The sequence below is a fragment of the Shewanella decolorationis genome, assembly GCF_004354305.1.
GTDB lineage: Bacteria > Pseudomonadota > Gammaproteobacteria > Enterobacterales > Shewanellaceae > Shewanella > Shewanella decolorationis.
Genome location: NZ_CP037898.1, coordinates 471,608 through 494,365 on the forward strand (window position 1 = coordinate 471,608; position 22,758 = coordinate 494,365).

Consider the following 22,758-nt stretch of genomic DNA (forward strand, 5'->3'; position numbering starts at 1 on the left):
CATTTGGGTTTTACGTTGAAGGGGTCTTAGTATTTGCAGGTATTAACGTATAGGCTTGTCATGGCATTCGCTCACCGACTCGCAGCGAGTCCATCCGTGGATGCAGGGCCGCCCCGTCTGATGTGGAAGGATTCACAAATGCCGCGATGGCATGGATGCCAAAAAGCGGCCTTGGGGCGGACGGTCGTCTCGCTAATCACCATGACTCGCCTTTCGGGCATCAGTGTGGTCTGTGATTTCAAAACCGATCTTGAATACATGAAACGTATCGAGGGAGTCGAACCCTCTCTACGTTTTCTAAGGAGCTGATTTACGCTGGTTTTTTGTCAAAGGAAACAAACACTTGTTACACCTTACTGTATTCCACCATTTAAAGGGAAGGCCTAGTGTAGTCTACAAGAGGTCTAAAAGTTTTAACGGGTCTTATATATTAGTGACCGAAAATGTTTTATTAGCTGATTAGGATTGAATTTAACAAATGTTAACTTACTGACTTCATTTAATAATAAAATCAGACTTTCTCTTCAAACCTTACTTTCAGTAGGATTCAGATGAGTTTTCTGAGTGGAAATCTCATGTTCTTTCAGTATGAATAGACCAAAACGATTAAATACTAGCTTTAGTACTGCTGATGCAGAGTTACCTGAAATTCATCTCTTCAATGGAGAGCTACTGGTACGGTTTAAGGATTGGAGAAGTAAAAAGGTAATAGTGTCCTTTGCAGTTCCAATTGCTTTCAAATGGGAGTTCGCAGATTTTTTCTATGAGGGTGAAAAGGATGATTCTTGCTATGTAATTGAGAATTCTGGATGGTTAAAAACTTATTCTGAGCAAGGAGAAATATTAGAAGGCGATATATATCAACATTTTAAGTTTAATTTTAACGGTATTGGACAACTAGAAGTAATTGCACACTCCTTCACGGAATTAACATGAGAATTCTCATTACAGCACTTCTGTTAGTCACTTTATCTTCTAACGTTTTTGGAGAAGAAATAATGCAAGGAAAAGAGCAATCCCAGACGTTATATGATTCTGCTATTTTGTTTGCACAGCAAATGCTCGAACAGCATGGTGAGTTTTTGCCTTATGCAGAAGCTTTAAAAAGTAACGGTGAAATTTCAGCATTAGGTGCAGACATGGACAAAGAGTTTCCAAAGTCTTCAGAGGTTATAGATCTACTTCGAAATCACTTAAAAGAAGAGGCAGTGAAAGGAACTTATGTTGCCACTGCTATTATTTATGATGTCCGTGTGCGCCTACCTTCTAGTGAAGAAATAAGCGATGCCATAGCTATTCAACTAAATCATGTCTCTGGTTATTCTGTAATAGTTTACAAACCATACAAGTTGACTGACAGCTCAATTGTATATGGTGCTCTGTTTGTTCACGCTGGTAGAAATGATGTTTTTGATTAGAAAACTACAAACGCTTCCATTTATTGCGAACTAAGCACGAAGGCCATTTTCGTACGTTACCTTTAACGTTTTTTACTTTTAAATACCTAATTAGCGATTATGTATCTTGCTTTCATATCAATGAATTCGCACTCACCATGTATGAATCTATGAATACATTTTTCATAACGCAGGAATGCGGCTTACTAAGCTAAATGAATGCACTAAATATGATTTTAGTTAGACACCACTTGATGAATACAGCTAATTAAAGGGCAATAAGAACCTAGGTGTTTATTGGCACGCTTAATCGATATGAGTGCCTTGATGATGGAATGATTATTCCAACGTTAATGAAAAAACAATTATTATTTCTGCGTTATATCTCCGATGCCATAAGGATGACCGTGCCTCAGCCCTTACCCGAACCTCAGTTCGATACCGCGCAGCTGTGCCCTTTATGCCAAGGGGCGAATCAGTGTGCTATGACTCTTGGTGCAGATATCAGTGACTGTTGGTGCACTAAGCAGGCGTTTCCGAATTTGACTCAATTGCTATCTGGTGATTTGGCTGTGGGCTTATCGACAGGCGATGCAGCGGGGCTGAGTGCTGATAAGCTAGCGCAACTATTATCGCAACCAGCGACGGCTTGTATTTGTGAGACTTGTTTAAGCCGGATAAAGCGCGAGCTAACAGTTTCTGCTTCAGAAGATAAAAACAGCCCATCGGGATTAGGCGATGGGCTGGGATATGAGGTGAAGTAAGCGATTAAGACTTATCGGTGAAATAGTCTATACGCACAGTCGTTTGTGCTGGCACGGGCTTGCCGTGTTCAAACTTAGGGGCATAGCGCCATTCTTCGATCATTTTCAGTGTGGATTTTTCAAATAGCACACCGCCTTTGGATTCGAGCACTTCAGGATTTTTTACAAATCCCATCTCATCAACAGTGAAGTTAAGGGTCACATAGCCGCTTTTACGTTGCATGAGGTAGGACTTAGGGTATTTGGGTTCCGTGCGAAACAGCGGTTGTTGCTCCTGCATGTCCGCCCAAGGGCGCATTTTGCCGATGGCGATACAGTGGGCGGTGGACTCGTCACGCTTTCCTTGGCGCTCATAAAGTTCGACTAGATAAGCATGGGCGCTTAACGCATAAGGGTGAGTATAGTTAAGGGCTTCAAATTGCTTAACCACCTCTAACAGTAATGGAATAGCCTTGTCGTCATGCTTTTCGGCATATTCAACGGTGCCGACTACATAGGTGGCTTTAACTCTGTCGAGGGCATTTTCGGGCAGGATCTCTTTGTAAGTTTCATAGGCCTCGAAGGCATAGTCTCTTACCTTAGCAGTGTACAATTCTGTTTTGCTGAGGCGAGCAAAGGCTGCCATTTTTACGTCTGCCAACAGCTTTTTATTTGCTGTTTCTTCAGCAATTTCAATAGCATTTTCAAAAAGCTCTTTCGCCACAGTCGGTTTAGGTGAGGTTTCCGCTGCGCCGAGTAGCGGGTCGATTAGCTCTGCTGCATGCTCGCCGTAATGCTTTTTATAATTGCTTAATGCGAGTTGATATAACTCATTCGCCTTAGCTGTTTTTGGCAAATTCTTTTCTTCAAACGGGTAAGGAGCTACTTGCTTCTCTATAGCACCAGCCCAGTTCATGGCGAGGTTCGCTAAGTCGACACTGTCCTTGGCATATTGAGCTTCGCCCAATTCAAAGGCCCTTTTGGCACTGGCTTCTATTTGGGCGTCATCACCCTGTTTGAGTGCGGTTTGGTAGTCACTGTAGGCTTGGGAAAAGGTATTTTCCGAGGCATTTAAGGGTAACGAAGTATTTAAGGCTAAGGCAAATAGACTTGCTAAAGGCAATATTTTTCCGTCTAACATATTGTATATCCTTATATTTAGTTCTATCGGATAGTACAAATGTTTCACTCTTGATACAAGCTTGTTTTCGCTCTGTTGGTCGTTAAGGGGATTGTAGAAGGTAAGCATTTGCCTACCTTCTTACTTTGCTGGCTAGCTTGGCACTCTTTAGGCTGTACTTATTTAGCCACAAACTGCAAGCCAAACTGGCCTAAGTCGCCGTAGTGGAATTGGCAGTGCTGATTGAGTGGCAAATCTAATACCCCCGCATAGGAGCCTGTGATCACATATTGCCCTCGGGTTAAGCCAATCCCTTGGGCAGATAAGAAGTTGACCAACCAATAAAGCCCAGCTTTAGGGAAACCATTTGGATGAACCGCGGCTTTTTGCAGCGTCTCACTTGCTTGCTGTCCGCTTGCGGCGATTTCAACGCTTAGGGCGAAATGGCCTGTTTCTATCTCGGCAGGAGCAAGCAGTTCAGGCCCTAACCATAGGCCTTGATTCACTAAGCCATCGGCGAGGGCGTCGAAGTGATTGGCTTCGCCTGGGTTTTGATAACGACTTTTGATTAGTTCCAAGGCGAGGTGCGTTTTACCGAGGGCGGCGTCGATTTCGGCTTCCGAATAAGGCGTGGCTCGTGGTGGTAAATCGTTGCCAATTTCAAAGGCGAGCTCGGGTTCGACACGGGCAAGCCCTTTGCTCGAAGGATAAATCGGACACTCGGAGGCTTGCAGATACACATCTTGTTGATAGATAGGTGCTACCACGGTTTTTTCGGTGGTTGGAAGTAGGCACTTCCACCCCGCAATCGGGTTGCCTTGGGCGCTAAACTGCTGCGCAATGGTTTGCTGGATAGCAAAGGCCTGGGGAAAATCCTTGGGTCTTAGCGCTTCTTGTAACAGCGCGCCCACTTCACCTTTGGCACGGCGCTGTGCGAGTTCTTGTGCTGCTGCGTGAATGGACTCAAGCTGTGTTTTAGCGTCTGTCTGTGACATGTTTAATCCTAACTAAGGTATTTAAAAGGCTTATACAGAGTGGTTGATGCCGCAAAAACTGAGCGCAAAAGGCATAAATCGACTCTGTAAATCCAATTTGAGCTAAAAGAGAAATTGCGCTCAATATACCTTTTTGTGCTGCTAAAGGCTTGATAAAACTTAGCTTGAAATGCTCTGCATTTATCGCTGGGCAAGATTGATTTAGTGTCAGCTTAACTATCCAATCCGGCGGATAAGTTAATCGCTTTTTAGGCTAGATCTTAGCGCGCCGCGGTGCCAGAATGGCGTTCCTTTCTGCGGTACTACTGGGACTTTTCCGTGAATCAAAGCCACTCTGGATCCTTGGCAACTAACCATGCTCAATTGGGATTGTTGTTTATTTCTGTCGCTGTGCTGTTTTGGGGTATGTTGCCCATAGCGCTTAAGCTGTCGGGGAGTTTTATCGATCCTGTGACTTTGACTTGGTTCCGTTTTTTAGTGGCGCTCATCGTCAGTATTTTGGTGCAGTGGAGCGCGGGCAGTTTAAAGCAGTTTGCGGCGCTCGATGCCAAGGTTTGGCTCAGGCTTATCCTCGCCGGACTGTTTTTAATGCTTAACTATGTTTCATTCGTGTATTCCCTTGACTATCTGGCACCGGGGGCCGCGCAGCTTAATTTTCAAACCTCGCCATTTTTCCTCGCCTTTGGTGGCGTGTTGTTTTTTAAAGAACGCTTGAATGCGGTGCAGCTCAGTTGTTTTGCTAGCTTAGCTTTAGGGATGTTGATGTTTTTCCATCCCTATTTAGATTTTTCCGCCACCGATAACCATGAGATCTGGCTTGGGGTGATGATAGTGCAGTTTTCAGCATTGTCATGGACCACCTATGCATTACTTCAAAAGTCACTGTTGAACCGTTTATCCCCCGCCAACGTACTCTTAGTCATCTATGCCTTAGGGATCTTTGCGATGGCGCCCTTTAGCGACTTTAGCCAGTTTGCACAAATGGATAGCTTTGACTGGCAAGTGGCGCTATTTTGCGCCGCCAATACCTTGATTGCCTACGGCTGCTTCGGACAATCGATGAAGTACTGGCCGACGGCGCAGGTGAGCGCCATGCTGGCGTTAACGCCGGTATTTAGCTTTAGCGCCACGGCGTTAGTGGTCAGTATAGGTTGGTGGCCAGATGTATTTAAGGCCGATAAATTAGATGCGCTATCGCTATTCGGCATAGGTGTGATTATTGTGTCAGTGATGGTAGTGCAGTTGCTGCCCATGTATCGCCAGCGCCGCGGACGACGTTTGCAACCCGCTTCACAGACCACTGAATAGGTACCCGAGTGATAACACGCCTGACAGATATTGAATTAGAACAGATCCGCGGGGTGATTTTCGACCTCGACGGCACGCTTGCCCATTCGAACCCCGATTTTAAAGGTTTAAGGGCGGCATTAGGTATTGGTTCGGGGACCGATATTCTCGAGCATATACATAGCCTCGAGACCACTATGGCTAAGATGCAGGCGCTGGAAATTGTCCATGACTATGAGCTGGAAAGTTCGCGTCAGGCGAGCTGGATTGAAGGTGCGCAGGCGTTGATTGCGTTTTTAAAGATGCGGCAACTGCCGCTGGCGATTTTGACCCGCAATATGCCCGAGGCGGCCAAAATCACCATCGAAAAACTCGGTATCGATATCCCTTTAGTGTTGACCCGCTACGATGCCGAGCCAAAGCCACATCCGCAGGGTATCCACTTGATTTGCGAGCAATGGCAGTTGAGTCCGGCGGATATCTTGTATGTGGGGGATTATCTATTCGATTTGCAAACCGCGCAGAATGCCGGTAGTCGCTGCGCCCTCTATTGCCCAGAAGAGGTGCCCGATTATGCCCAAGCGGCGGATTTACTTATTGGCAATTATCAGAGTTTTATTGAAGCTTGGGCATTGGCAATCCCAAGGGACTAAGTGCACACAATGCAAGATTGATAAGGTTTTAGAGCACTTTATTTCAATTCTTACTCGATGTGTTCGCTGTTAAGGAGTCTTGCTTATCTTGTTTAAGCCCAAGCCGAATACTGTCGACTAATGCCACTAACCAGCAGAGCAAAAAGCCATAGAGCAGTTCATTGGCATTGGCCATGGTGGTTTGGGTTTGTTGGGTAATTTCGGCGGATATCACCCCGACATCTAGGGGGAGGGTGCCATTTTGGATCTCTAAGGCGATGACTTGTGCCACTTGATAGATTTGCATGAGTAGCAGCATCAGGCTGATGACAGCTAAGCCGAAAAACACCAGCGCCGAACGTTTATGTTTAAGGTAAAAGTGGCCGCTGCCGGGGGCGATAAAGGCGGATAGCAGGCCAGCGGTAAGGGCTTTTTTCATCGAAATACACTAATTGCGTTGCTAAAGACTAAGCCGACACTAATAGACCTATTGGCTTAAGTGCAAGTTAATTTGCCATGGCGACTAACATTCCAATAAAGCCTGCAAACAGAGTACAACCGACAAGTACCATGATTAATAAGGTTTTATCTTGGCAGCATGACTTAGCTAGCTCGGGCAGTGATGAGATAAATTGGTAAATGATCAGCGCTAAAAAATCCATTTAATGTCCTTAAGTTAGGCATCCATTGACTGACTATACCTGCTTAAAATATCAACTGACCAGTGAAGTTTGAGTGGGAGCGATTTTAAGACAACAAAAAAGGAGCCTAGGCTCCTTTTTTAATGCGTTTGTTTAAATCTGCTTAACCTAACGGCTTAGGTTTGGCGATTACTCTTCGCGTGGTTTACGTGGTCTACGCTCGCCTGCTGGCTTGTCTGAGCGTGGTTTGCGGTCTGCAAACGGCTTGTCACCAGAGGCTGAACGTGGTTTACGCTCGCCCATTGGACGATCACCACGTGGACGGCGGTCGCTACGTGCGCCACGGCCAGAGTCTACGAAGACTTGATCGCCAGCTTCACGGATGTTCAGTGGCTTGCCACATACGCGCACTTTCTTCAGGTGCTGCAGCACTTCTTTTGGCATGCCGTCTGGCAGGTCAACGGTAGTTACTGCATCGTATAACTGGATAGCACCGATGTAACGGCTGTCGATATTCGCTTCGTTTGCAATAGCGCCAACGATGTTGCCCACACCCACGCCATTGTCACGACCTACGTCGATAACATAACGGCACATCTTCAGATCTGGATTGTCTTTTAACGCTTCAGCACTACCAAGGCTTGCTGGCATTGGGCGTGATTCACGGCTACGACGTTCACCGCGCTCGCCACGTTCAGCACCACGTTCACTGCGCTCATCGCGAGTACGTTCTTGAATCGCTGGTAATTGCAGTGGACGCTCTTGTTGTACTTGGTGCAGCAGGGCTGCAGCCAGCAGATCGGTATCCACTTCCAGTTGTTGACATAACTGGGCAACCGCTTCGCGCATAAAGTCCAGATCTTGAGTCATGGTTTGCGCTAACTGCTCACCTAAGCGAGACAGACGACGTTCTGCAACCGTCTCTGGGCTTGGCACTTTCATTGGCGAAATACGGCTGTTAGTTGCGCGCTCGATGGTGCGCAGCATACGCATTTCACGGCTGGTGACGAACAGAATCGCCATACCTGTACGGCCAGCACGGCCAGTACGACCGATACGGTGTACGTAAGCTTCAGTATCGTAAGGGATATCGTAGTTAACTACGTGGCCGATACGCTCAACGTCTAGACCGCGAGCCGCAACGTCGGTTGCGATCAGAATGTCTAGCTTGCCGCTTTTCAGCTGTTCAACCGCACGCTCACGGGCTTGCTGGTTCATATCACCGTGTAGTGGTGATGAAGCGTAGCCACGGGCTTCGAGTTTTTCTGCTAATTCAACGCATGAGTTACGGGTACGAACGAAGATGATGATACCTTCAGTATTTTCAACTTCTAATACGCGTACTAGGGCTTCTAACTTGTTGTGCTGAGACACTTGCACGAAACGTTGCTCGATAGAGTCAACTGTAGTGTGGCTCGCAGCGATGCTGATGTTAGTCGCATCTTTTAAGTGCTTGTTAGCAACACGCTTGATTTGTTCTGGCATAGTGGCCGAGAACAGTGCCAGTTGGCGCTGCTCTGGGGTGTGTTCCAGAATCCATTCGATATCGTCGATAAAGCCCATTTTTAACATTTCGTCGGCTTCGTCGAGTACCAGCGCTTGCAGGGTTTCCAGCTTTAAGGTGCCACGGCGCATATGGTCCATAACACGGCCCGGGGTACCCACGATAACCTGTGGACCACGCTTCAGGGCGTTTAATTGCTGATGCATGCTCTGACCGCCATAGATTGGCAGTACATGGAAACCTTTCATAAATTTCGCGTAGCTGCTGAATGCTTCTGCTACTTGCACCGCTAATTCGCGGGTTGGCGCTAATACTAAGATTTGTGGAACAGCTTGGCTGGTCACTTTGTTGAGTAGGGGCAGGGCGAAGGCGCCAGTTTTACCTGTACCTGTTTGTGCCTGACCTAAAATATCTTTGCCAGCCATTAATGGGTCGATACTGGCTGATTGGATTGGCGTTGGGTTTTCGTAACCGAGCTCGTCAAGAGCACGCAACAAATTCTCGGACAAGCCGAGTTCACGGAAAGTTCTTTCACTGGATGACATTGGGTTGTAGCCTTGTGGATGCGCCCGGATTGGCGCTTAAGTTTCACAGACAGAAAATCAACCCCGTGTCGATTTCCCGCACCGAAAACGCCAGATTATAGCAGCATTTTAGCCGCTTTACCAAGTGACTCTCGGATAAATACAGGGTTTTGCGTGGATTTTTTTGCCAAAACTGAGCAAGAAACGCGCCACTTCGATTAATTTTTCAAAAAGTCGCCATTGAGTCGTAGGATTTCGAAGGCGGATTCCGTCACCGCCGCGAGAAACACATAGTCCAAAGTGTCGGGGGTATCTTCCGGGGTGTGATATTGCAGATGAGTCGGGACGCCAAAATAGAGCCAAGGGATCTTAGCTTTATGGAATGGATAATGATCCGAGGCCCTGAGCCAATCAGTGCTCTGGATGCTTCGTCCCACGGGTTTGGGATGACTCAACTTAATGCAGAGGCGATTATTCGCGTTTAGCCTCGGCCTAAATTGCGGAAATTGATAGAAGTTGCGGCTACCCTCGAGGTAAATGGCGTAGGGGCGGCTCGGGTGGCCAATCATATCGAGATTGAGCATCAGTTCAAATTGCGCCTCGGGCATTCGCTGCTTGAGTTGCTCGACGAGGGCAGTACTGCCAAACAGTCCCGGCTCTTCGGCATCGGTGGCGACAAACATTAAGTTAATGTTGGGCAGCGAATCGGGGGCGGCGCTTAGCTGCGCTTGCCAGTGGGCGGCGAGAGCCAACAGGGCGGCAACACCTGAGGCGTTATCATCGGCGCCGTGGTAAATCTTGCTGCCACTCATGCCGAGATGATCGTAGTGAGCCACCACAATGCGCCATCGATGAGTGGATTGGCGTGCGGGGATTAACGCCACCATATTGCTTCCCGTCTCTTGGCTAAAAAGCGTGGCATATTCGAAGGGAACCTCGAAAGTTTCTCCCCAAGGAGTAAGCCCAAGTTGTTGATACTGGCTGTGCAGATAGTCGCGTGTCTTGGCGGCGCCTTCGGTTTGGGTTTTACGCCCCATGAATTCTGCTGCGCTGAGTGTTGCTACTGTTTGCTTAAGAGCTTCTGGTTCGGCCCAATTCAATCGAATTGCCTCAGGTGAACAAGTGTATTCGGCGGGTTGATTGGAACAGGCGGCAAGGCTTAAACACAAACTAAGGATAAACAAGCGCAATAAGCTCAAGCCTATGCGGTGAGACTGGGGGCGAGTGATTGCTATGAATGGGTGCGCCAAATTGCCCATGGCTATCCTTAAAATTGGCAATAGGATTATCAATCCTAAGCCTAACAGGGATTTAGCTTGGCTGCATGGGCCGTAATGCTGAATCAGTCTAAGACGCGGATCTCGGGGGAGAGTGTCGCCTCCTGATGACGGCTCAAATTAAAGTACTCCAAGCCAGAGACCAAATGGGTTCGTGAGCAAATAGTGACTTGAGCGTTTTTGGTGAGGCCGCCTTGATCTAAGGTGGTGATCCGGCCATCGGGCAAGGCGAGCAGGCTACTATTGGCTGAGCTATCTAACACTGTCACTTGTAAACGTGTGGGTTGACCGATAAGCGGATCGACAGCGGCGATAACCAGCGCCACAAGCGTTAACCCCAAGCAGGCAATCAGCAATACATTAGCGCGACTTAAGCTCGTCAAACTCGGGCGATGCGTTGGCAACATGTTCTCCTTGATTGATAACGGCGAATGGCCTGACTGGAATGGTTCTATACAGCAATAGGGTGTAATCACAGCGCCTTGGTGATGCCCAAGGCGCTGTTAATCTTATCGCTATGACTGCTTGGCTAGCTTAGCATCCCGTTCCAGCAGCGGCTTTAAGAAGCGCGCGGTATGGGATGTCGGATGCTGCGCCACGTCTTCTGGCGTACCAGTTGCTAGGATAGTACCGCCACCACCGCCGCCTTCTGGGCCTAAGTCGATAATCCAGTCTGCGGTTTTAATCACATCCAAGTTATGCTCAATCACCACGATAGTATTACCGTGGGATTTGAGGCGATGCAGTACATCGAGCAGCAATTGGATATCGGCAAAGTGCAAGCCCGTTGTCGGTTCATCCAGAATATACAAGGTCTTACCCGTATCGCGCTTAGAGAGTTCCTTCGCGAGTTTCACCCGCTGGGCTTCACCGCCCGACAGCGTGGTCGCGCTCTGGCCTAAACGCACGTAGGACAAACCTACATCCATCAGGGTTTGCAATTTGCGGGCAATCGCTGGCACAGCATCGAAAAACTCCCGCGCATCTTCCACTGTCATTTGCAGCACTTCGTGGATGTTCTTACCCTTGTAGCGCACCTCTAAGGTTTCGCGGTTATAGCGTTTACCCTTACAGGCGTCGCAGGGTACATACACATCGGGCAGGAAATGCATTTCGACCTTAATTAAGCCATCGCCCTGACAGGCTTCACAGCGACCGCCTTTCACGTTAAAGGAGAAACGGCCCACCTGATAACCACGGGTACGGGATTCCTGCGTTGCGGCAAAAATCTCTCGAATAGGCGTAAAGATGCCAGTATAAGTGGCGGGGTTAGAGCGCGGTGTGCGGCCAATCGGGCTTTGGTCGATATCGACCACTTTGTCGCATTGCTCCATGCCGACGATGCGATCGTAGGGCGCGGGCTCGTCGACAGTGGCACCGTTGAGTTGCTTATGGGCAATTCTAAAGAAGGTGTCGTTAATCAGGGTCGATTTGCCTGAGCCCGATACTCCAGTCACGCAGGTGAATAATCCCACAGGGATAGTTAAATCCACATTGCGCAGGTTATTGCCACGGGCGCCGTAAAGCTCAATCACTTGTTTTGGATCGTAAGGCGTACGTGGTGTGCTGATATGGATATTGCGTTTGCCCGAAATATATTGGCCAGTCACGGACTCGTCGCAGGCGACAATTTTCTCGATAGGACCATCACAAATCACTTCGCCGCCGTGTACACCTGCGCCGGGGCCGATATCGATAATATGATCCGCTATGCGAATCGCATCTTCATCGTGCTCCACCACGATCACTGTGTTACCTAAATCCCGTAGGTGGATTAAGGTCTGCAGCAAGCGTTCGTTATCCCGTTGGTGCAAGCCGATAGATGGCTCATCGAGCACATACATCACACCGACCAGTCCTGCGCCGATTTGGCTGGCGAGGCGAATACGCTGCGCTTCACCGCCTGAGAGGGTTTCGGCCGAACGCGACAGACTTAAATAGTTGAGGCCGACATTAACGAGGAAGCCTAAGCGATCGCGTACTTCCTTCAATACCTTCTCGGCGATCTGTGCCTTTTGGCCGCTGAATTCGAGTTTGTCGAAGTATTCGAGGGCTTCACCTATCGACCAAACGGTGAGTTTCGGCAGGTTTAGATCGCCAATAAACACGTTACGGGCTTCTTCACGCAGGCGTGAGCCGCCACAGCTTTGACAGGCCTGAGTGTTGATAAACTTGGCTAATTCTTCGCGCACAGCGTTACTTTCGGTCTCGCGGTAGCGCCGGTCCATATTATTTAAGATGCCTTCGAAGGGGTGATTGCGCACCACCACATCACCACGGTCGTTGATATATTTGAAGGCGATGCTGTCTTTGCCTGAGCCGTAGAGGACGATTTTTCTCACCTTATCCGACAGCTGTTCGAAGGGGACTTCGACATCGAACTTATAGTGGTCGGCGAGCGAACTCAGCATCTGGAAGTAATAGAAGTTACGTCTATCCCAGCCACGAATCGCGCCGCCCGCAAGTGATAACTCAGGATTAGTGATCACTCTGTCGGGGTCGAAAAATTGTTGCACCCCTAAACCATCACAGGTTGGGCAAGCGCCCGCCGGATTGTTAAAGGAGAAAATCCGTGGCTCAAGTTCGGCCATCGAATAACCGCAGTGCGGACAGGCAAAATTTGCCGAGAAGATTAATTCTTCAGTAGCGCCTTCATCCATGCTGGCGACCACGGCAATCCCGCCGGAGAGTTCGAGCGCGGTTTCAAAGGATTCGGCGAGACGTTGCTGAATATCGCTGCGGACCTTAAAGCGATCGACCACCACTTCGATGGTGTGCTTAACGTGTAAGTCGAGTGCGGGGGGATCGGTTAAGTCACAGACTTCGCCATCGATTCGGGCGCGGATATAGCCCTGCGCGGATAAGCCTTCGAGCAATTTTACGTGCTCACCTTTACGACCGTTGACCACGGGTGCCAGCAGCATCAAGCGACTGTCTTCGGGCATTTCTAACACTTTATCGACCATCTGACTCACGGTTTGCGCCGCAAGCGGTTGGCCGTGAGTTGGGCAGCGTGGTTCGCCCACACGGGCAAACAACAGACGCAGATAGTCGTAAATTTCGGTGATAGTCCCGACGGTGGAGCGCGGGTTATGGGACGTCGATTTTTGTTCGATGGAAATCGCCGGGCTTAAGCCTTCGATATGGTCTACATCGGGCTTTTCCATCAAGCTTAAGAATTGGCGGGCATAGGCAGAAAGAGACTCAACGTAACGTCGTTGGCCTTCGGCATATAAAGTATCAAATGCTAGGGAAGATTTGCCTGAACCCGATAACCCTGTGATAACGATTAACTTATCCCTTGGGATAGTCAGGTTGATATTTTTGAGATTGTGGGTCCGTGCGCCGCGTATTTCAATCTTATCCATCTATCGCTCAAGTCTTATGCTTAAAAAAATGAGCCTAAGTATCGCACAGTTCGGCGGCTGAGTTTAGTCGATTCTGTGATCTTGCTGACATGCCGATTGGGCGCGGTTGTGGGGCTGGCATTGCTGATAAAAGGTGATGCAGTTAGCGGATTAACTAAGATTAATCCGTATAACGACTTTGAACTTACCCAATTTCTGTAAGCACCGGGTTAACTATTTGTAGCCAATGGGCTTTTAGATAAGTCTTAAAAATAAAGGCCTAAGCGTACGCTAAGGTGCGCACATCCGCATTGGCGCGGGGCAAAATTCACTGTTTTACACTCTCGGCGTGGGCGGTTTTTCCTTTTGAGCAAACGCTTTTGGGTGTGTTAACATGCGCCCCCTAAAAGACTTCAATCCAGGGCAAAATCATGGGTAACAACGGACTTTCAGGAACCGAGAAAAAAGTCGCGTTTTCTTTAGCCAGCGTATTTGGTTTACGTATGATGGGCTTGTTTATGATCATGCCCGTCTTTGCACTCTATGGTCAGCATTTAGAAGGTTTTTCTCCCCTTTGGGTGGGGATTGCCATTGGTGCCTATGGCTTGACTCAGGCCGTTTTGCAGATCCCTATGGGGATTTTATCCGACAAGTATGGTCGTAAACCTGTCATTCTCGCTGGATTGGTATTGTTCGCCATAGGCAGCTTAATTGCCGCCAATGCTGATACCATTTATGGCGTGGTATTTGGCCGCGCCGTGCAAGGTATGGGGGCGATTGCTGCCGCCGTGTTGGCCTTAGCGGCGGATTTAACCCGAGATGAACAGCGCACTAAGGTGATGGCCATTATCGGCATGTGTATCGGCGGCTCCTTTGCCCTGTCGTTACTCGTCGGCCCGATTGTGGCGCAACATTTAGGCTTATCGGGTTTATTCCTGCTAACCGCAGGCCTTGCAGTACTTGGCATGTTGATTGTGCAGCTATTAGTGCCGAATCCGATTTCCCATGCACCTAAGGGCGATACCTTAGCGGCGCCCGCCAAGCTCAAGCGTATGTTGACTGATCCGCAGCTGTTTAGGCTCGATGCGGGCATTTTTATTCTGCACTTAGTGTTAACCGCAGTGTTTGTTGCCTTGCCGCTCGATTTAGTCGATGCGGGTCTGGTAAAAGAAAAACATTGGATGCTGTATTTCCCCGCGTTTGTGGGCGCCTTCTTCTTGATGGTGCCGTTAATCATCATCGGGGTGAAGCGTAAGAATACTAAGGCGATGTTCCAAATTGCCTTAGTGATCATGATGTTTGCCCTGGCGGCCATGGCGATTTTTGCCAACAACCTATGGGTGTTGAGCGTGGCCGTGCTGCTGTTTTTTACTGGCTTTAACTACCTTGAGGCGTCGCTGCCGAGCTTGATTGCGAAATTCTGCCCAGTTGGTGAAAAAGGCTCGGCCATGGGCGTCTATTCGACCAGCCAATTCTTAGGCGCCTTCTGTGGCGGTATGCTCGGTGGCGGTGCGTTCCAATTAGTCGGCGCTGTGGGCGTGTTTATCGTCGCGCTGGTATTGATGGGCGTTTGGTTATTATTGACCCTAGGGATGAAAAATCCTGTGCTGCTTAAGAGTTATACCTTAGAGGCTGCCGTAAAAGATAAGGCCCAAGCGCGGGATATGGCGTCGCAGCTGTCACAATTGATGGGTGTGGTCGAAGCGATTGTGGTGTTAGACGAGAAAGTTGCTTATCTCAAAGTTGACGAGCATTTCGATTTAAGAGAAGCCCGAGCTGTGTTAGGCTCTGCTCAATAATATGTGTTATTGCAGCGAGTTTTAGGGAAGCGGATTTTCCCTTGCGGCAACAATTATAAACAACATACTGAATTAATAGATTATTTAAAGAATCGCAGGAGATTTCAATGGCCAGTCGTGGTGTTAACAAGGTAATTTTGGTTGGCAATTTGGGACAAGATCCAGAAGTACGTTACATGCCAAACGGTAACGCAGTCGCTAACATCACAGTAGCGACCAGCGAATCGTGGAAAGACCAACAAGGTCAACAGCAAGAGCGTACTGAATGGCACCGTGTGGTTCTGTTTGGCAAGTTGGCTGAAATTACGGGTGAGTACCTGCGTAAAGGTTCACAGGTTTACCTCGAAGGTAAATTACAAACCCGTAAGTGGAAAGACCAAAGCGGTCAAGATCGTTACAGCACTGAAGTGGTTATCGACCAAAGCGGTAGCATGCAAATGTTAGGCGGCCGCAATCAAGGCCAAAGTCAAGGTCAAGGCCAAGGTGCACCTATGGGCGGCATGCAACAAAACACGGGTTACCAAGCAGCTCCTGCTCAAACTGCGCCAGCGCAAAACCAATACGCGCCCGCACAGCAAAGTTACCAAGCACCTGCACCGCAGCCACAATCTGGATACAATCAGCAGCCTGCTCAGCAAAGCTATGGCCAGCAGCAATCCCATGCGCAGCAACATGCTCAGCCACAGCAAGGTGGTTATGCGCCTAAGCCTGCTGCACCAGCGTATCAAGCGCCAGCGGCACCAGCACAACGTCCAGCGCCACAACCGCAACAAAACTTCACCCCAGATTTGGATGATGGTTGGGACGACGATATCCCGTTTTAATTTACTTTAGAATCAATTTGAGATTCAAAAACACAGCCCCGTTTACGGGGCTTTGTTTTTGCCTCACTTTTTAAGGGCAACATACTTGATTTAGCTGGATTTACAGGATGTAAAGATGGAACGATTTTATAAGTTGCAGAGTTTTTACCATCGAGATGTATATTTTGTGTATGGCGAGCGAAATGTACAGTCCTATGCTGATGCCTTGACTCAACCCTCGAATGGCGTTGGCACCTTTTACTATGAAGTAGATTTTCTTGATGATGAGATAACGCAATACGACATTTTACCCACCCTTGGACCTGAGCTGGTGAGCGCAGCATTTGTTGAGCAATTTCGAGATGTTATAGGTCAAGCGGTTCAATTTACTCCCGCCGAAATTTGTGATGCACAGGGGAATATCAATCGGCAGTTTTATGGGATGCAAGTGCTTAATCGTTATGCCTGTGTGGATTTTACTCGATCGCAGATAAGCCATCGCACCTATGGGCAACACCGCTTTTTGGCGATCCATTCCTTAGTGATTGACGCCAGTAAAGTGATTGAACCATCGATATTTTCTTTACAGGAAAAGCTGGGCTATATCCTAGTGAACCAAGCTCGCTATCATGTGTGTCAGTCGTTACGGGGCGTGGAGTGTTTGCCGTTGGACTAGGTATTTGGATCGAGATTTGGGTGAAATTATTTCTAAAGATATTTTACTAAATATCAAAGTGATAATTGCTTTTGGTACGGTGTAAGGTATTGATTTTGTGACTTAAAGCTTTTTAGCGGCTATAGTAAAAAGTCAATTTATCAGTATTGAGGTAAGCATTTTCTCTGGTGTATCAAGCAAATTTCAGGGAGAAAATGAATTTTTATGAATAATTTCAAGCGAATCCAGTTTAAACACCTGTGGCTATGGCTGCTATTTATCAGCGTGGCCTTCCCCTTAAGGGCGGTTGAAGCGCCACTGTGGCCTGAGTCGGCCGATTTACCCTTAAGTCCGCGAGTACACACAGGCACCCTAGCTAATGGGCTGCACTACCTATTGGTGAACAACAAAACTCCTGAACAGGCGGTTATCGTCCGTATGCGGGTGGATGTGGGATCTGTGATGGAAACGGATTCCGAGCAGGGTCTGGTGCATTTTTTAGAGCATATGGCATTTAATGGCTCTACCGGACTCGCGGCGGGGGAGATGATCCCGACCTTACAACGCTTAGGCTTAAGTTTTGGGGCCGATACCAATGCGGTGACTGAATTCCAGCAGACGGTTTATCAGTTTAATTTACCGAGCAATAGCCAAGATAAAGTCGATACCGCTTTGTTTTTAATGCGTGAAATCGCCAGTAATCTGTTGCTGGATCCCGCCCTTATCGAGCGTGAAAAGGCTGTGGTCTTGTCTGAACTGCGTGAGCGCAGTAGCGCCGATTTAGAAAACTATCGCCATCAGTTAGCCTTTTTAATGCCGCAAACCTTGCTGTCGCAGCGCTTTCCCGTGGGAGAGGCGACGAGCATTCAAAATGCTAATCGTGACAAGTTATTGTCTCTCTATCAGCGTTTTTATACGCCATCCCGCACCACCTTAATAGTGGTGGGGGATATTGATGTCGGTCGTATCGAGCACAAGATCAAACAGCAATTTACCGACTGGCAAGCCGCGCCTCAGGCTGCTGGGGTGAAGGCACAATCCATAGGCACGGTACAGGCTAAAACCGCTGTTGAGGCGGCGGCATTTTTTGACCCAAGCCTGCAAACCTCAGTTTCCCTCGGGCTGTTAAAACCGCAAACCCCTAAAGCAGATACGATTGCTCTGCGTGAGCAGGAGATTTTATTAGAGGTTGCCCATGGTATTTTGTATCGCCGCCTAGAATCACAGTTGCTACACAGCCAAGGCTTATACGGCGTAAGCTTACAAATCGGCCCACAATACGATATTGCCTATGGCACGCAAATGACCTTGGGGACGCAGGAAAACAACTGGCAGCAAGGACTTGGACTATTAGAGCAAACCCTGCGTCAGGCGCTGGAATTTGGTTTTAGCCAACAGGAAATTGACCAACAACTTAAGCGGATGCACAAGGGCTATCAGCTCAGTGCCGCTGGCAGTAATACCATCCACAGCGTCAATATTGCCGAAAGTCTAGTGAATGCCGTGGCGAGCCGACGTGTGCCTGTGGAACCCGCATGGCAATTGGCGCTGTTTGAAAAGCTGATGCCAAGCATCACGCCGCAAAAACTGCAGCAGTCGTTTAAACAGGCTTGGGAAGGTACGCCTTATCTGTATCTCACCAACAATAAACCCATTGAAAATATTGAAAAACAACTCTTAGCCGCCTACGACGCGAGCCAAAAGCAAGTCGTGACAGTGCCCGAAACCAAGAGCATTGCCGAGTTTGCCTATAGTCAATTTGGTGAGCCGGGGCAGATTGTTGCCGATCAGCGCGATGCCGCAACTGGGATCCGTAAGCTAGAGTTTGCTAACGGTGTGCGTCTCAATGTAAAACCTACCCCCTTTAATCAGGGGATGACACTGGTAAGTCTCAATATCGGTTTTGGCGAGGTGCCATTCCCTGAGCTAGATGGTTTGTCTTACCTGTTTAATAGCGCCTTTGTGCAGGGCGGTTTAGGGCTGCACGATTGGGACAGTTTGCAGGATATTTTTGCTGGGCAAGATATCTCGGTGGGCTTGAGTTTGCGTGAACAGAGTTTTGGCGGCGAGATCAGCACCAATGCTGCCGAACTACGCACCCAATTAGGCGTGCTAACGGCTTATCTTGTTGACCCAGGGATGGATAAGCAAGCCGAGCAGTTATTCCGTGAGCAAGTGATTGCTGAGCAGCAGAGCATTCATAGCAATCCGCAACTGGAGTTTTCGAATCAGTTTGCCCGTATTGCTCATAATGGCGACAAACGTTATGGCTACGGTAATCCTGATGAAATCCTCAAGCGTCAGTTTGCTGAACTCGCGCCTAGCTTCCATTCTGCTGTTCAGCAGGGGGCGATTGAGCTGGCGATTGTTGGTGATTTTGATGAGGACAAAGCGATTGCCGAGGTTGCACAAACCTTAGGGGCCATTGCGCGACAGCCGATCCCTAAGGGGCAGACTATCGTACCTGTGTTTCCCAAAGTGCCAGCACAAATGAGCCTGACCCATTATGGTCAAGTCGATATGGCGGCGCTCGCGCAGGTATGGCCGACGACGGATATGAGCAATCCCCGTGAGCTGGTGGGTTTAGGTTTGCTCGAGCAGGTACTAAACATCCTACTCACTGAAAATGTGCGCGAAAAAGCCGGTGCGAGTTATTCACCCTCAGCATTTTCATACAGTGACTTAAACCCAACGGGTTATGGTTATCTTGGCTTATTTAGCGTGACAACTAAGGCTATGTTGCCTGAAGTGGCTAAGTATTACGCCATCGCAGTTAAGCAAGTCAAAACGCCTTCGGGGATCAGTGAGGATTTACTCAATCGCGCCCGCCAGCCGGTGTTAGAGTGGATGCAGATGGCGCCGCAAAGTAATAACTTTTGGTTAGATTTGGTCTCAACCGCCCAAAGCCAGCCGGAGCGTTTTGCGGGCTTTAACCAACGATTGGCGCTGGTACAGCAGATCACCCCCACCGAGTTAAGCCAGTTGGCGCAGAAATACCTCAAAGATGATAAGCGTTTAACCATCGAAACCATACCAGCACCCGTCACGGCTCCGTGAGCCATTAAACCGCCATTTATCTGAAGACCTACCCCTTATGATATTCATTTTATAGGGGGTAATTCACTTGAGTGCTTTATAAGGAAAGCTTGTTACCTGGGCGTGTAGTGTAAAACAGAATTGGAAACTGCTTATGCATTCAAGGTTTGTTTGTATAGCCTAGCTGGGGAGTACCCAATTGCTGGCAAATATATTGGATGCACAATTCTTGCTGTTGGCACCATAGCCCGTAGCTGACGGGGATAAGTTTAATCCCCGCGCGCTGTAACAGTTTATACAGTTCAATATCGAAAAAGTCCGCCCATGGCCCTGGGTAACCGATTAAATCTATTGCTAAATATTGGTTACCATAGCGGCACAGAATATCCAGTTCTAGCCCCGCCATATGGTAGGCGCGCCAGACTGTTATGCCTTTTGCTTCAATTGCCTGTGCAACCGACTGGCCGAAGCTATCGAGGGAATCGACATAATTGTGTGCCGCTTGAAATTGGCCCGCCGATGCTAAGTAAGTTGCCAGTAAATTATTTTTCGGAAGCTCGTGCGCTTGTACCGATAAAAATAGCCACTGCATTTGTTTAGCGCGGGTGATGGCGACATTGAACATATCTTCGCGATTTAAATACACGGCGGCGCGGCGGTCGTTGGCCGTAATGCTAAACGACAGCAGCATAATATCGCGTTCCTCACCTTGAAATCCAAAGGGTGTTGCAACCCGTAATTGGTGACGCTCGAGTTGTTGTGCGCTAAAGCGTGCGAGAATTTGCTGGGATAAATACGCCGTCTGATTGCGAAAACAAGAGAGTACACCAATGCTGGCGGGCACTAATGCATTTTCTTGTTCATCAATCAGTTGAGCTAACTTTTCAATTAATGCCTCCGCTTCTATGGCGTTAATTCCTTTATTATCACGGCTGCCAGTAACCTGGACTCGGTGTAAGTGCCCTGAACTTGTGCAGGGTCTGTGCTGCATAATCTTCAGCATGCCTTGATAAAACTGCTGATTACTAAATTGGATCAGCTCAGGTTTACTCCGAAAATGCTCATTTAAAAATACCACTTGGGATTGGCTCGCAAGGGATTGTGATACTAAGTCGAGCATACTGGCATCACGGTAGCTCATTAGGCCGCGGCAATCCGCAGCAAGTCCGAGTTGCGTTTGGATTTGGGTTTGTTTTGCGCGGGATAAAAACGAGAAATGGCGCAGTTGTTTGCTGTCGCCCACCACCAGTGCCGCTTTTGCCCGCTGCAAGGCCGGTAAACAGGCGGCAATATTGGCTTGGGTGGCTTCATCAATAATCACTAAATCAAACATTTGCTGCTCCATGGGCAGCACTTTATGTAAGCTGGCAAGGCTAGATAACCAAATGGGAAAGGTTTGTTTTAAGGCATCAAAATCCGTCTTGTAGAAACCGTCGAGCTGTTTGGCAGACTGCCTTGCCCGTAGCGCTCCGGCAAAACTCACCAAAGTACTGCGTTTATGTTTGAGTAATTGATTCAAACGATAGGACGTTGCCAGTTGAAGGTATTTGAGGCTTAAGTTTTCTTTTTGCTCGATGAGGGCTGTTAATTTATCGAGCACAGTCCATTGCTGGGCAAATTGTTTGATACCCGAGCGGTTAAACCATTGATAAAACCGAAGTCGCCAGCGGGATTGCTTTTGCTCTAGTGTCGCGAGTTTTTGGCCGCGACGTATTGCGTGCTGGCAGTGGCGTATAAAATCCGTTTCCATATTGGCCTGCTCACGGGTGACATTAGCTAGCTGTTGTTTTGCAAGGCGTAGCACAATATCCGTCACCTCTTGGTCAACCGCGGGGTGTTGGCCGTGGAGGATCTCATCGATTTGGTTTTTAAGGATTTTAATAAACTGCGGCGAGCCTGCTCGGATAAGGCTGCTACCAAGTTGGAACTGTTGCTGCAACTTATCGGCAATCACATCAACGGCAACATCTGTGTGAGCGACGATGAGGACAGATTTGCCCCTTAATACCTGCTCCGCCGCCACTGTGGCTATGGTGTAACTCTTGCCTGTTCCCGGAGGGCCTGAGATTTGCCCCAAAGTATGATTAGCCGCCACCTTTAAGACTTGAATTTGCGCGCGGCTTAATAACCCAGGAAGGTAATCCTCTTGGGTATCAACATTGTGACTAACAGAATCTTGCGTGGGTGCCTGCCCAAACAGCGCGTGTAGCGGCGCTGAGAGTGAGGGGGCTGTGATAAGCTTGTCTAACTCATGCAAAATGCCGCGGCTGACGAGGGAACGTTCCGCCAAAATGATTTGGCTACGGCTGACCAAAAACTGTCCGCGTTTACGACTAAGCTGAATAAATTCCGTCTCATCGATAAGTTTGGGGAAATGCAATAAATGGCTGGTATCAACCTCGGCTTGGCCTGCTCGTAGCCAAGCTATCCAACCACTGACATCCGTAGGATTGTCGCGTAACTCTTGGCTTAGACTGTGTCCTTCAACGACTAATTTTTCTAACAGGGCTTCATTAATGGTAAATGGCCCGCCGCCAGAAAAGCTGTTATTGGATTCGAGGTAAATGTTATCGCCATCGGCCTGCAATTGGCATTCGCGATAAAGGAGTGGGGTGACGACTTTACGTTTTTCGCCATTAAGCTCGATACTGCCGCAGAAAAACAGACAACAGTGCAAGAGCACTTTTTCACGCAGGTATAAAGCACTACGTGCTAGTAATGTACTCGCGGGAGTAAATGGCACTGGTAGGCGCGGTAGAAAGCCACTACTAAATTCATCTTCATGTTGAAGTAAGAGTTGATCTTGCTCCGCCAGCTTATGGCTAGCCCAGAGGTTAATTTCAGCACTATCGTGTTGAAAACACTGTTTGTAGTAGTTAAGAATCCCTTGCAAACCCTATCCATCCCCAAGACTTAATTGGCGATGCGAGAGTAACCTAATCGCATAGGTCGAACAAGGTTGACACCATTTGTAAGCACGATCAAAAAGTGAGGAGAA

General features: G+C 48.3%; 18 protein-coding genes. 9 read left to right on the forward strand and 9 right to left on the reverse strand.

Annotation, left to right across the window (positions count from 1 at the left end; genetic code table 11):
• The first annotated feature begins 588 nt into the window (after window positions 1-588).
• From EYR25_RS02080 to EYR25_RS02090, 3 genes are all read left to right on the forward strand, one after another.
• Window positions 589-936, forward strand: a complete 348-nt coding sequence (locus tag EYR25_RS02080; protein WP_133178351.1) for a hypothetical protein — start codon at window positions 589-591, stop codon at window positions 934-936.
• Complete coding sequence (locus EYR25_RS02085; RefSeq protein ID WP_133178352.1) at window positions 933-1,418, forward strand: hypothetical protein; 486 nt, start codon at window positions 933-935, stop codon at window positions 1,416-1,418. The genes EYR25_RS02080 and EYR25_RS02085 overlap by 4 nt, the downstream gene beginning before the upstream one ends.
• A gap of 332 nt (window positions 1,419-1,750) precedes the next feature.
• Complete coding sequence (locus tag EYR25_RS02090) at window positions 1,751-2,161, forward strand: cysteine-rich CWC family protein (protein ID WP_425057195.1); 411 nt, start codon at window positions 1,751-1,753, stop codon at window positions 2,159-2,161.
• 4 nt (window positions 2,162-2,165) lie between these two features.
• On the opposite strand, the gene EYR25_RS02095 is transcribed toward EYR25_RS02090, so the two are convergent.
• Window positions 2,166-3,281 (reverse strand): energy transducer TonB, encoded by a 1,116-nt coding sequence (locus tag EYR25_RS02095; protein ID WP_133178353.1) that lies wholly within the window; start codon window positions 3,279-3,281, stop codon window positions 2,166-2,168.
• Window positions 3,282-3,439: 158 nt separating this feature from the next.
• Complete coding sequence (locus tag EYR25_RS02100) at window positions 3,440-4,255, reverse strand: hydratase (RefSeq protein WP_133178355.1); 816 nt, start codon at window positions 4,253-4,255, stop codon at window positions 3,440-3,442.
• Between the two features lie 318 nt (window positions 4,256-4,573).
• On the opposite strand from EYR25_RS02100, the gene EYR25_RS02105 reads away from it, so the two are divergent.
• Both EYR25_RS02105 and EYR25_RS02110 read left to right on the forward strand, forming a co-directional pair.
• A complete protein-coding gene (locus tag EYR25_RS02105; protein ID WP_133178356.1) occupies window positions 4,574-5,563 on the forward strand; it encodes a DMT family transporter in 990 nt (329 codons plus the stop codon).
• Window positions 5,564-5,571: 8 nt separating this feature from the next.
• Window positions 5,572-6,195: an HAD family hydrolase gene (locus tag EYR25_RS02110; protein ID WP_133178358.1), complete on the forward strand. Its 624-nt coding sequence runs from the start codon at window positions 5,572-5,574 to the stop codon at window positions 6,193-6,195.
• 43 nt (window positions 6,196-6,238) lie between these two features.
• Here the strand turns inward: EYR25_RS02110 and EYR25_RS02115 are convergent, their stop codons facing one another.
• The 6 genes from EYR25_RS02115 to uvrA form a co-directional block, all read right to left on the reverse strand.
• Entirely contained in the window at window positions 6,239-6,613 is a 375-nt protein-coding gene (locus tag EYR25_RS02115) for a hypothetical protein (RefSeq protein WP_133178359.1), read from the reverse strand.
• Window positions 6,614-6,680: 67 nt separating this feature from the next.
• Window positions 6,681-6,836: a hypothetical protein gene (locus EYR25_RS21170; protein WP_165953453.1), complete on the reverse strand. Its 156-nt coding sequence runs from the start codon at window positions 6,834-6,836 to the stop codon at window positions 6,681-6,683.
• 168 nt (window positions 6,837-7,004) lie between these two features.
• Window positions 7,005-8,864, reverse strand: a complete 1,860-nt coding sequence (locus EYR25_RS02120) for a DEAD/DEAH box helicase (protein ID WP_011718375.1) — start codon at window positions 8,862-8,864, stop codon at window positions 7,005-7,007.
• Between the two features lie 197 nt (window positions 8,865-9,061).
• Window positions 9,062-10,102: a M28 family peptidase gene (locus tag EYR25_RS02125; protein WP_133178361.1), complete on the reverse strand. Its 1,041-nt coding sequence runs from the start codon at window positions 10,100-10,102 to the stop codon at window positions 9,062-9,064.
• 83 nt (window positions 10,103-10,185) lie between these two features.
• The gene (locus EYR25_RS02130) at window positions 10,186-10,527 is read right to left on the reverse strand and encodes a hypothetical protein (protein ID WP_133178362.1); all 342 of its coding nucleotides are present in this window, start codon (window positions 10,525-10,527) and stop codon (window positions 10,186-10,188) included.
• Window positions 10,528-10,635: 108 nt separating this feature from the next.
• Window positions 10,636-13,488, reverse strand: coding sequence for an excinuclease ABC subunit UvrA (gene uvrA / locus EYR25_RS02135; RefSeq protein ID WP_133178364.1), 2,853 nt, complete (start codon window positions 13,486-13,488; stop codon window positions 10,636-10,638).
• A gap of 410 nt (window positions 13,489-13,898) precedes the next feature.
• Here uvrA and EYR25_RS02140 point away from each other — a divergent pair, with 410 nt between their 5' ends.
• From EYR25_RS02140 to EYR25_RS02155, 4 genes are all read left to right on the forward strand, one after another.
• Window positions 13,899-15,266, forward strand: a complete 1,368-nt coding sequence (locus tag EYR25_RS02140) for an MFS transporter (RefSeq protein WP_023268732.1) — start codon at window positions 13,899-13,901, stop codon at window positions 15,264-15,266.
• Window positions 15,267-15,373: 107 nt separating this feature from the next.
• Complete coding sequence (ssb, locus tag EYR25_RS02145; protein ID WP_133178366.1) at window positions 15,374-16,090, forward strand: single-stranded DNA-binding protein; 717 nt, start codon at window positions 15,374-15,376, stop codon at window positions 16,088-16,090.
• A gap of 115 nt (window positions 16,091-16,205) precedes the next feature.
• Window positions 16,206-16,745, forward strand: coding sequence for an imm11 family protein (locus EYR25_RS02150; protein WP_133178368.1), 540 nt, complete (start codon window positions 16,206-16,208; stop codon window positions 16,743-16,745).
• A gap of 204 nt (window positions 16,746-16,949) precedes the next feature.
• Window positions 16,950-19,781, forward strand: a complete 2,832-nt coding sequence (locus tag EYR25_RS02155) for a M16 family metallopeptidase (protein WP_133178370.1) — start codon at window positions 16,950-16,952, stop codon at window positions 19,779-19,781.
• A 139-nt stretch (window positions 19,782-19,920) separates the two neighbouring features.
• Here the strand turns inward: EYR25_RS02155 and EYR25_RS02160 are convergent, their stop codons facing one another.
• On the reverse strand, window positions 19,921-22,653 hold the full coding sequence (locus EYR25_RS02160; protein WP_133178371.1) for a DEAD/DEAH box helicase: 2,733 nt from the start codon (window positions 22,651-22,653) through the stop codon (window positions 19,921-19,923).
• Window positions 22,654-22,758 lie beyond the last annotated feature (105 nt).

What these genes read in the sequence shown, in the direction of transcription:
- EYR25_RS02080 (WP_133178351.1), top strand. Translation starts at nt 589, where the DNA reads ATGAATAGACCAAAACGATTAAATACTAGCTTTAGTACTGCTGATGCA.
- EYR25_RS02085 (WP_133178352.1), top strand. Translation starts at nt 933, where the DNA reads ATGAGAATTCTCATTACAGCACTTCTGTTAGTCACTTTATCTTCTAAC.
- EYR25_RS02090 (WP_425057195.1), top strand. Translation starts at nt 1,751, where the DNA reads ATGAAAAAACAATTATTATTTCTGCGTTATATCTCCGATGCCATAAGG.
- EYR25_RS02095 (WP_133178353.1), bottom strand. Translation starts at nt 3,281, where the DNA reads ATGTTAGACGGAAAAATATTGCCTTTAGCAAGTCTATTTGCCTTAGCC.
- EYR25_RS02100 (WP_133178355.1), bottom strand. Translation starts at nt 4,255, where the DNA reads ATGTCACAGACAGACGCTAAAACACAGCTTGAGTCCATTCACGCAGCA.
- EYR25_RS02115 (WP_133178359.1), bottom strand. Translation starts at nt 6,613, where the DNA reads ATGAAAAAAGCCCTTACCGCTGGCCTGCTATCCGCCTTTATCGCCCCC.
- EYR25_RS21170 (WP_165953453.1), bottom strand. Translation starts at nt 6,836, where the DNA reads ATGGATTTTTTAGCGCTGATCATTTACCAATTTATCTCATCACTGCCC.
- EYR25_RS02120 (WP_011718375.1), bottom strand. Translation starts at nt 8,864, where the DNA reads ATGTCATCCAGTGAAAGAACTTTCCGTGAACTCGGCTTGTCCGAGAAT.
- EYR25_RS02125 (WP_133178361.1), bottom strand. Translation starts at nt 10,102, where the DNA reads ATGGGCAATTTGGCGCACCCATTCATAGCAATCACTCGCCCCCAGTCT.
- EYR25_RS02130 (WP_133178362.1), bottom strand. Translation starts at nt 10,527, where the DNA reads ATGTTGCCAACGCATCGCCCGAGTTTGACGAGCTTAAGTCGCGCTAAT.
- uvrA (WP_133178364.1), bottom strand. Translation starts at nt 13,488, where the DNA reads ATGGATAAGATTGAAATACGCGGCGCACGGACCCACAATCTCAAAAAT.
- EYR25_RS02140 (WP_023268732.1), top strand. Translation starts at nt 13,899, where the DNA reads ATGGGTAACAACGGACTTTCAGGAACCGAGAAAAAAGTCGCGTTTTCT.
- ssb (WP_133178366.1), top strand. Translation starts at nt 15,374, where the DNA reads ATGGCCAGTCGTGGTGTTAACAAGGTAATTTTGGTTGGCAATTTGGGA.
- EYR25_RS02150 (WP_133178368.1), top strand. Translation starts at nt 16,206, where the DNA reads ATGGAACGATTTTATAAGTTGCAGAGTTTTTACCATCGAGATGTATAT.
- EYR25_RS02155 (WP_133178370.1), top strand. Translation starts at nt 16,950, where the DNA reads ATGAATAATTTCAAGCGAATCCAGTTTAAACACCTGTGGCTATGGCTG.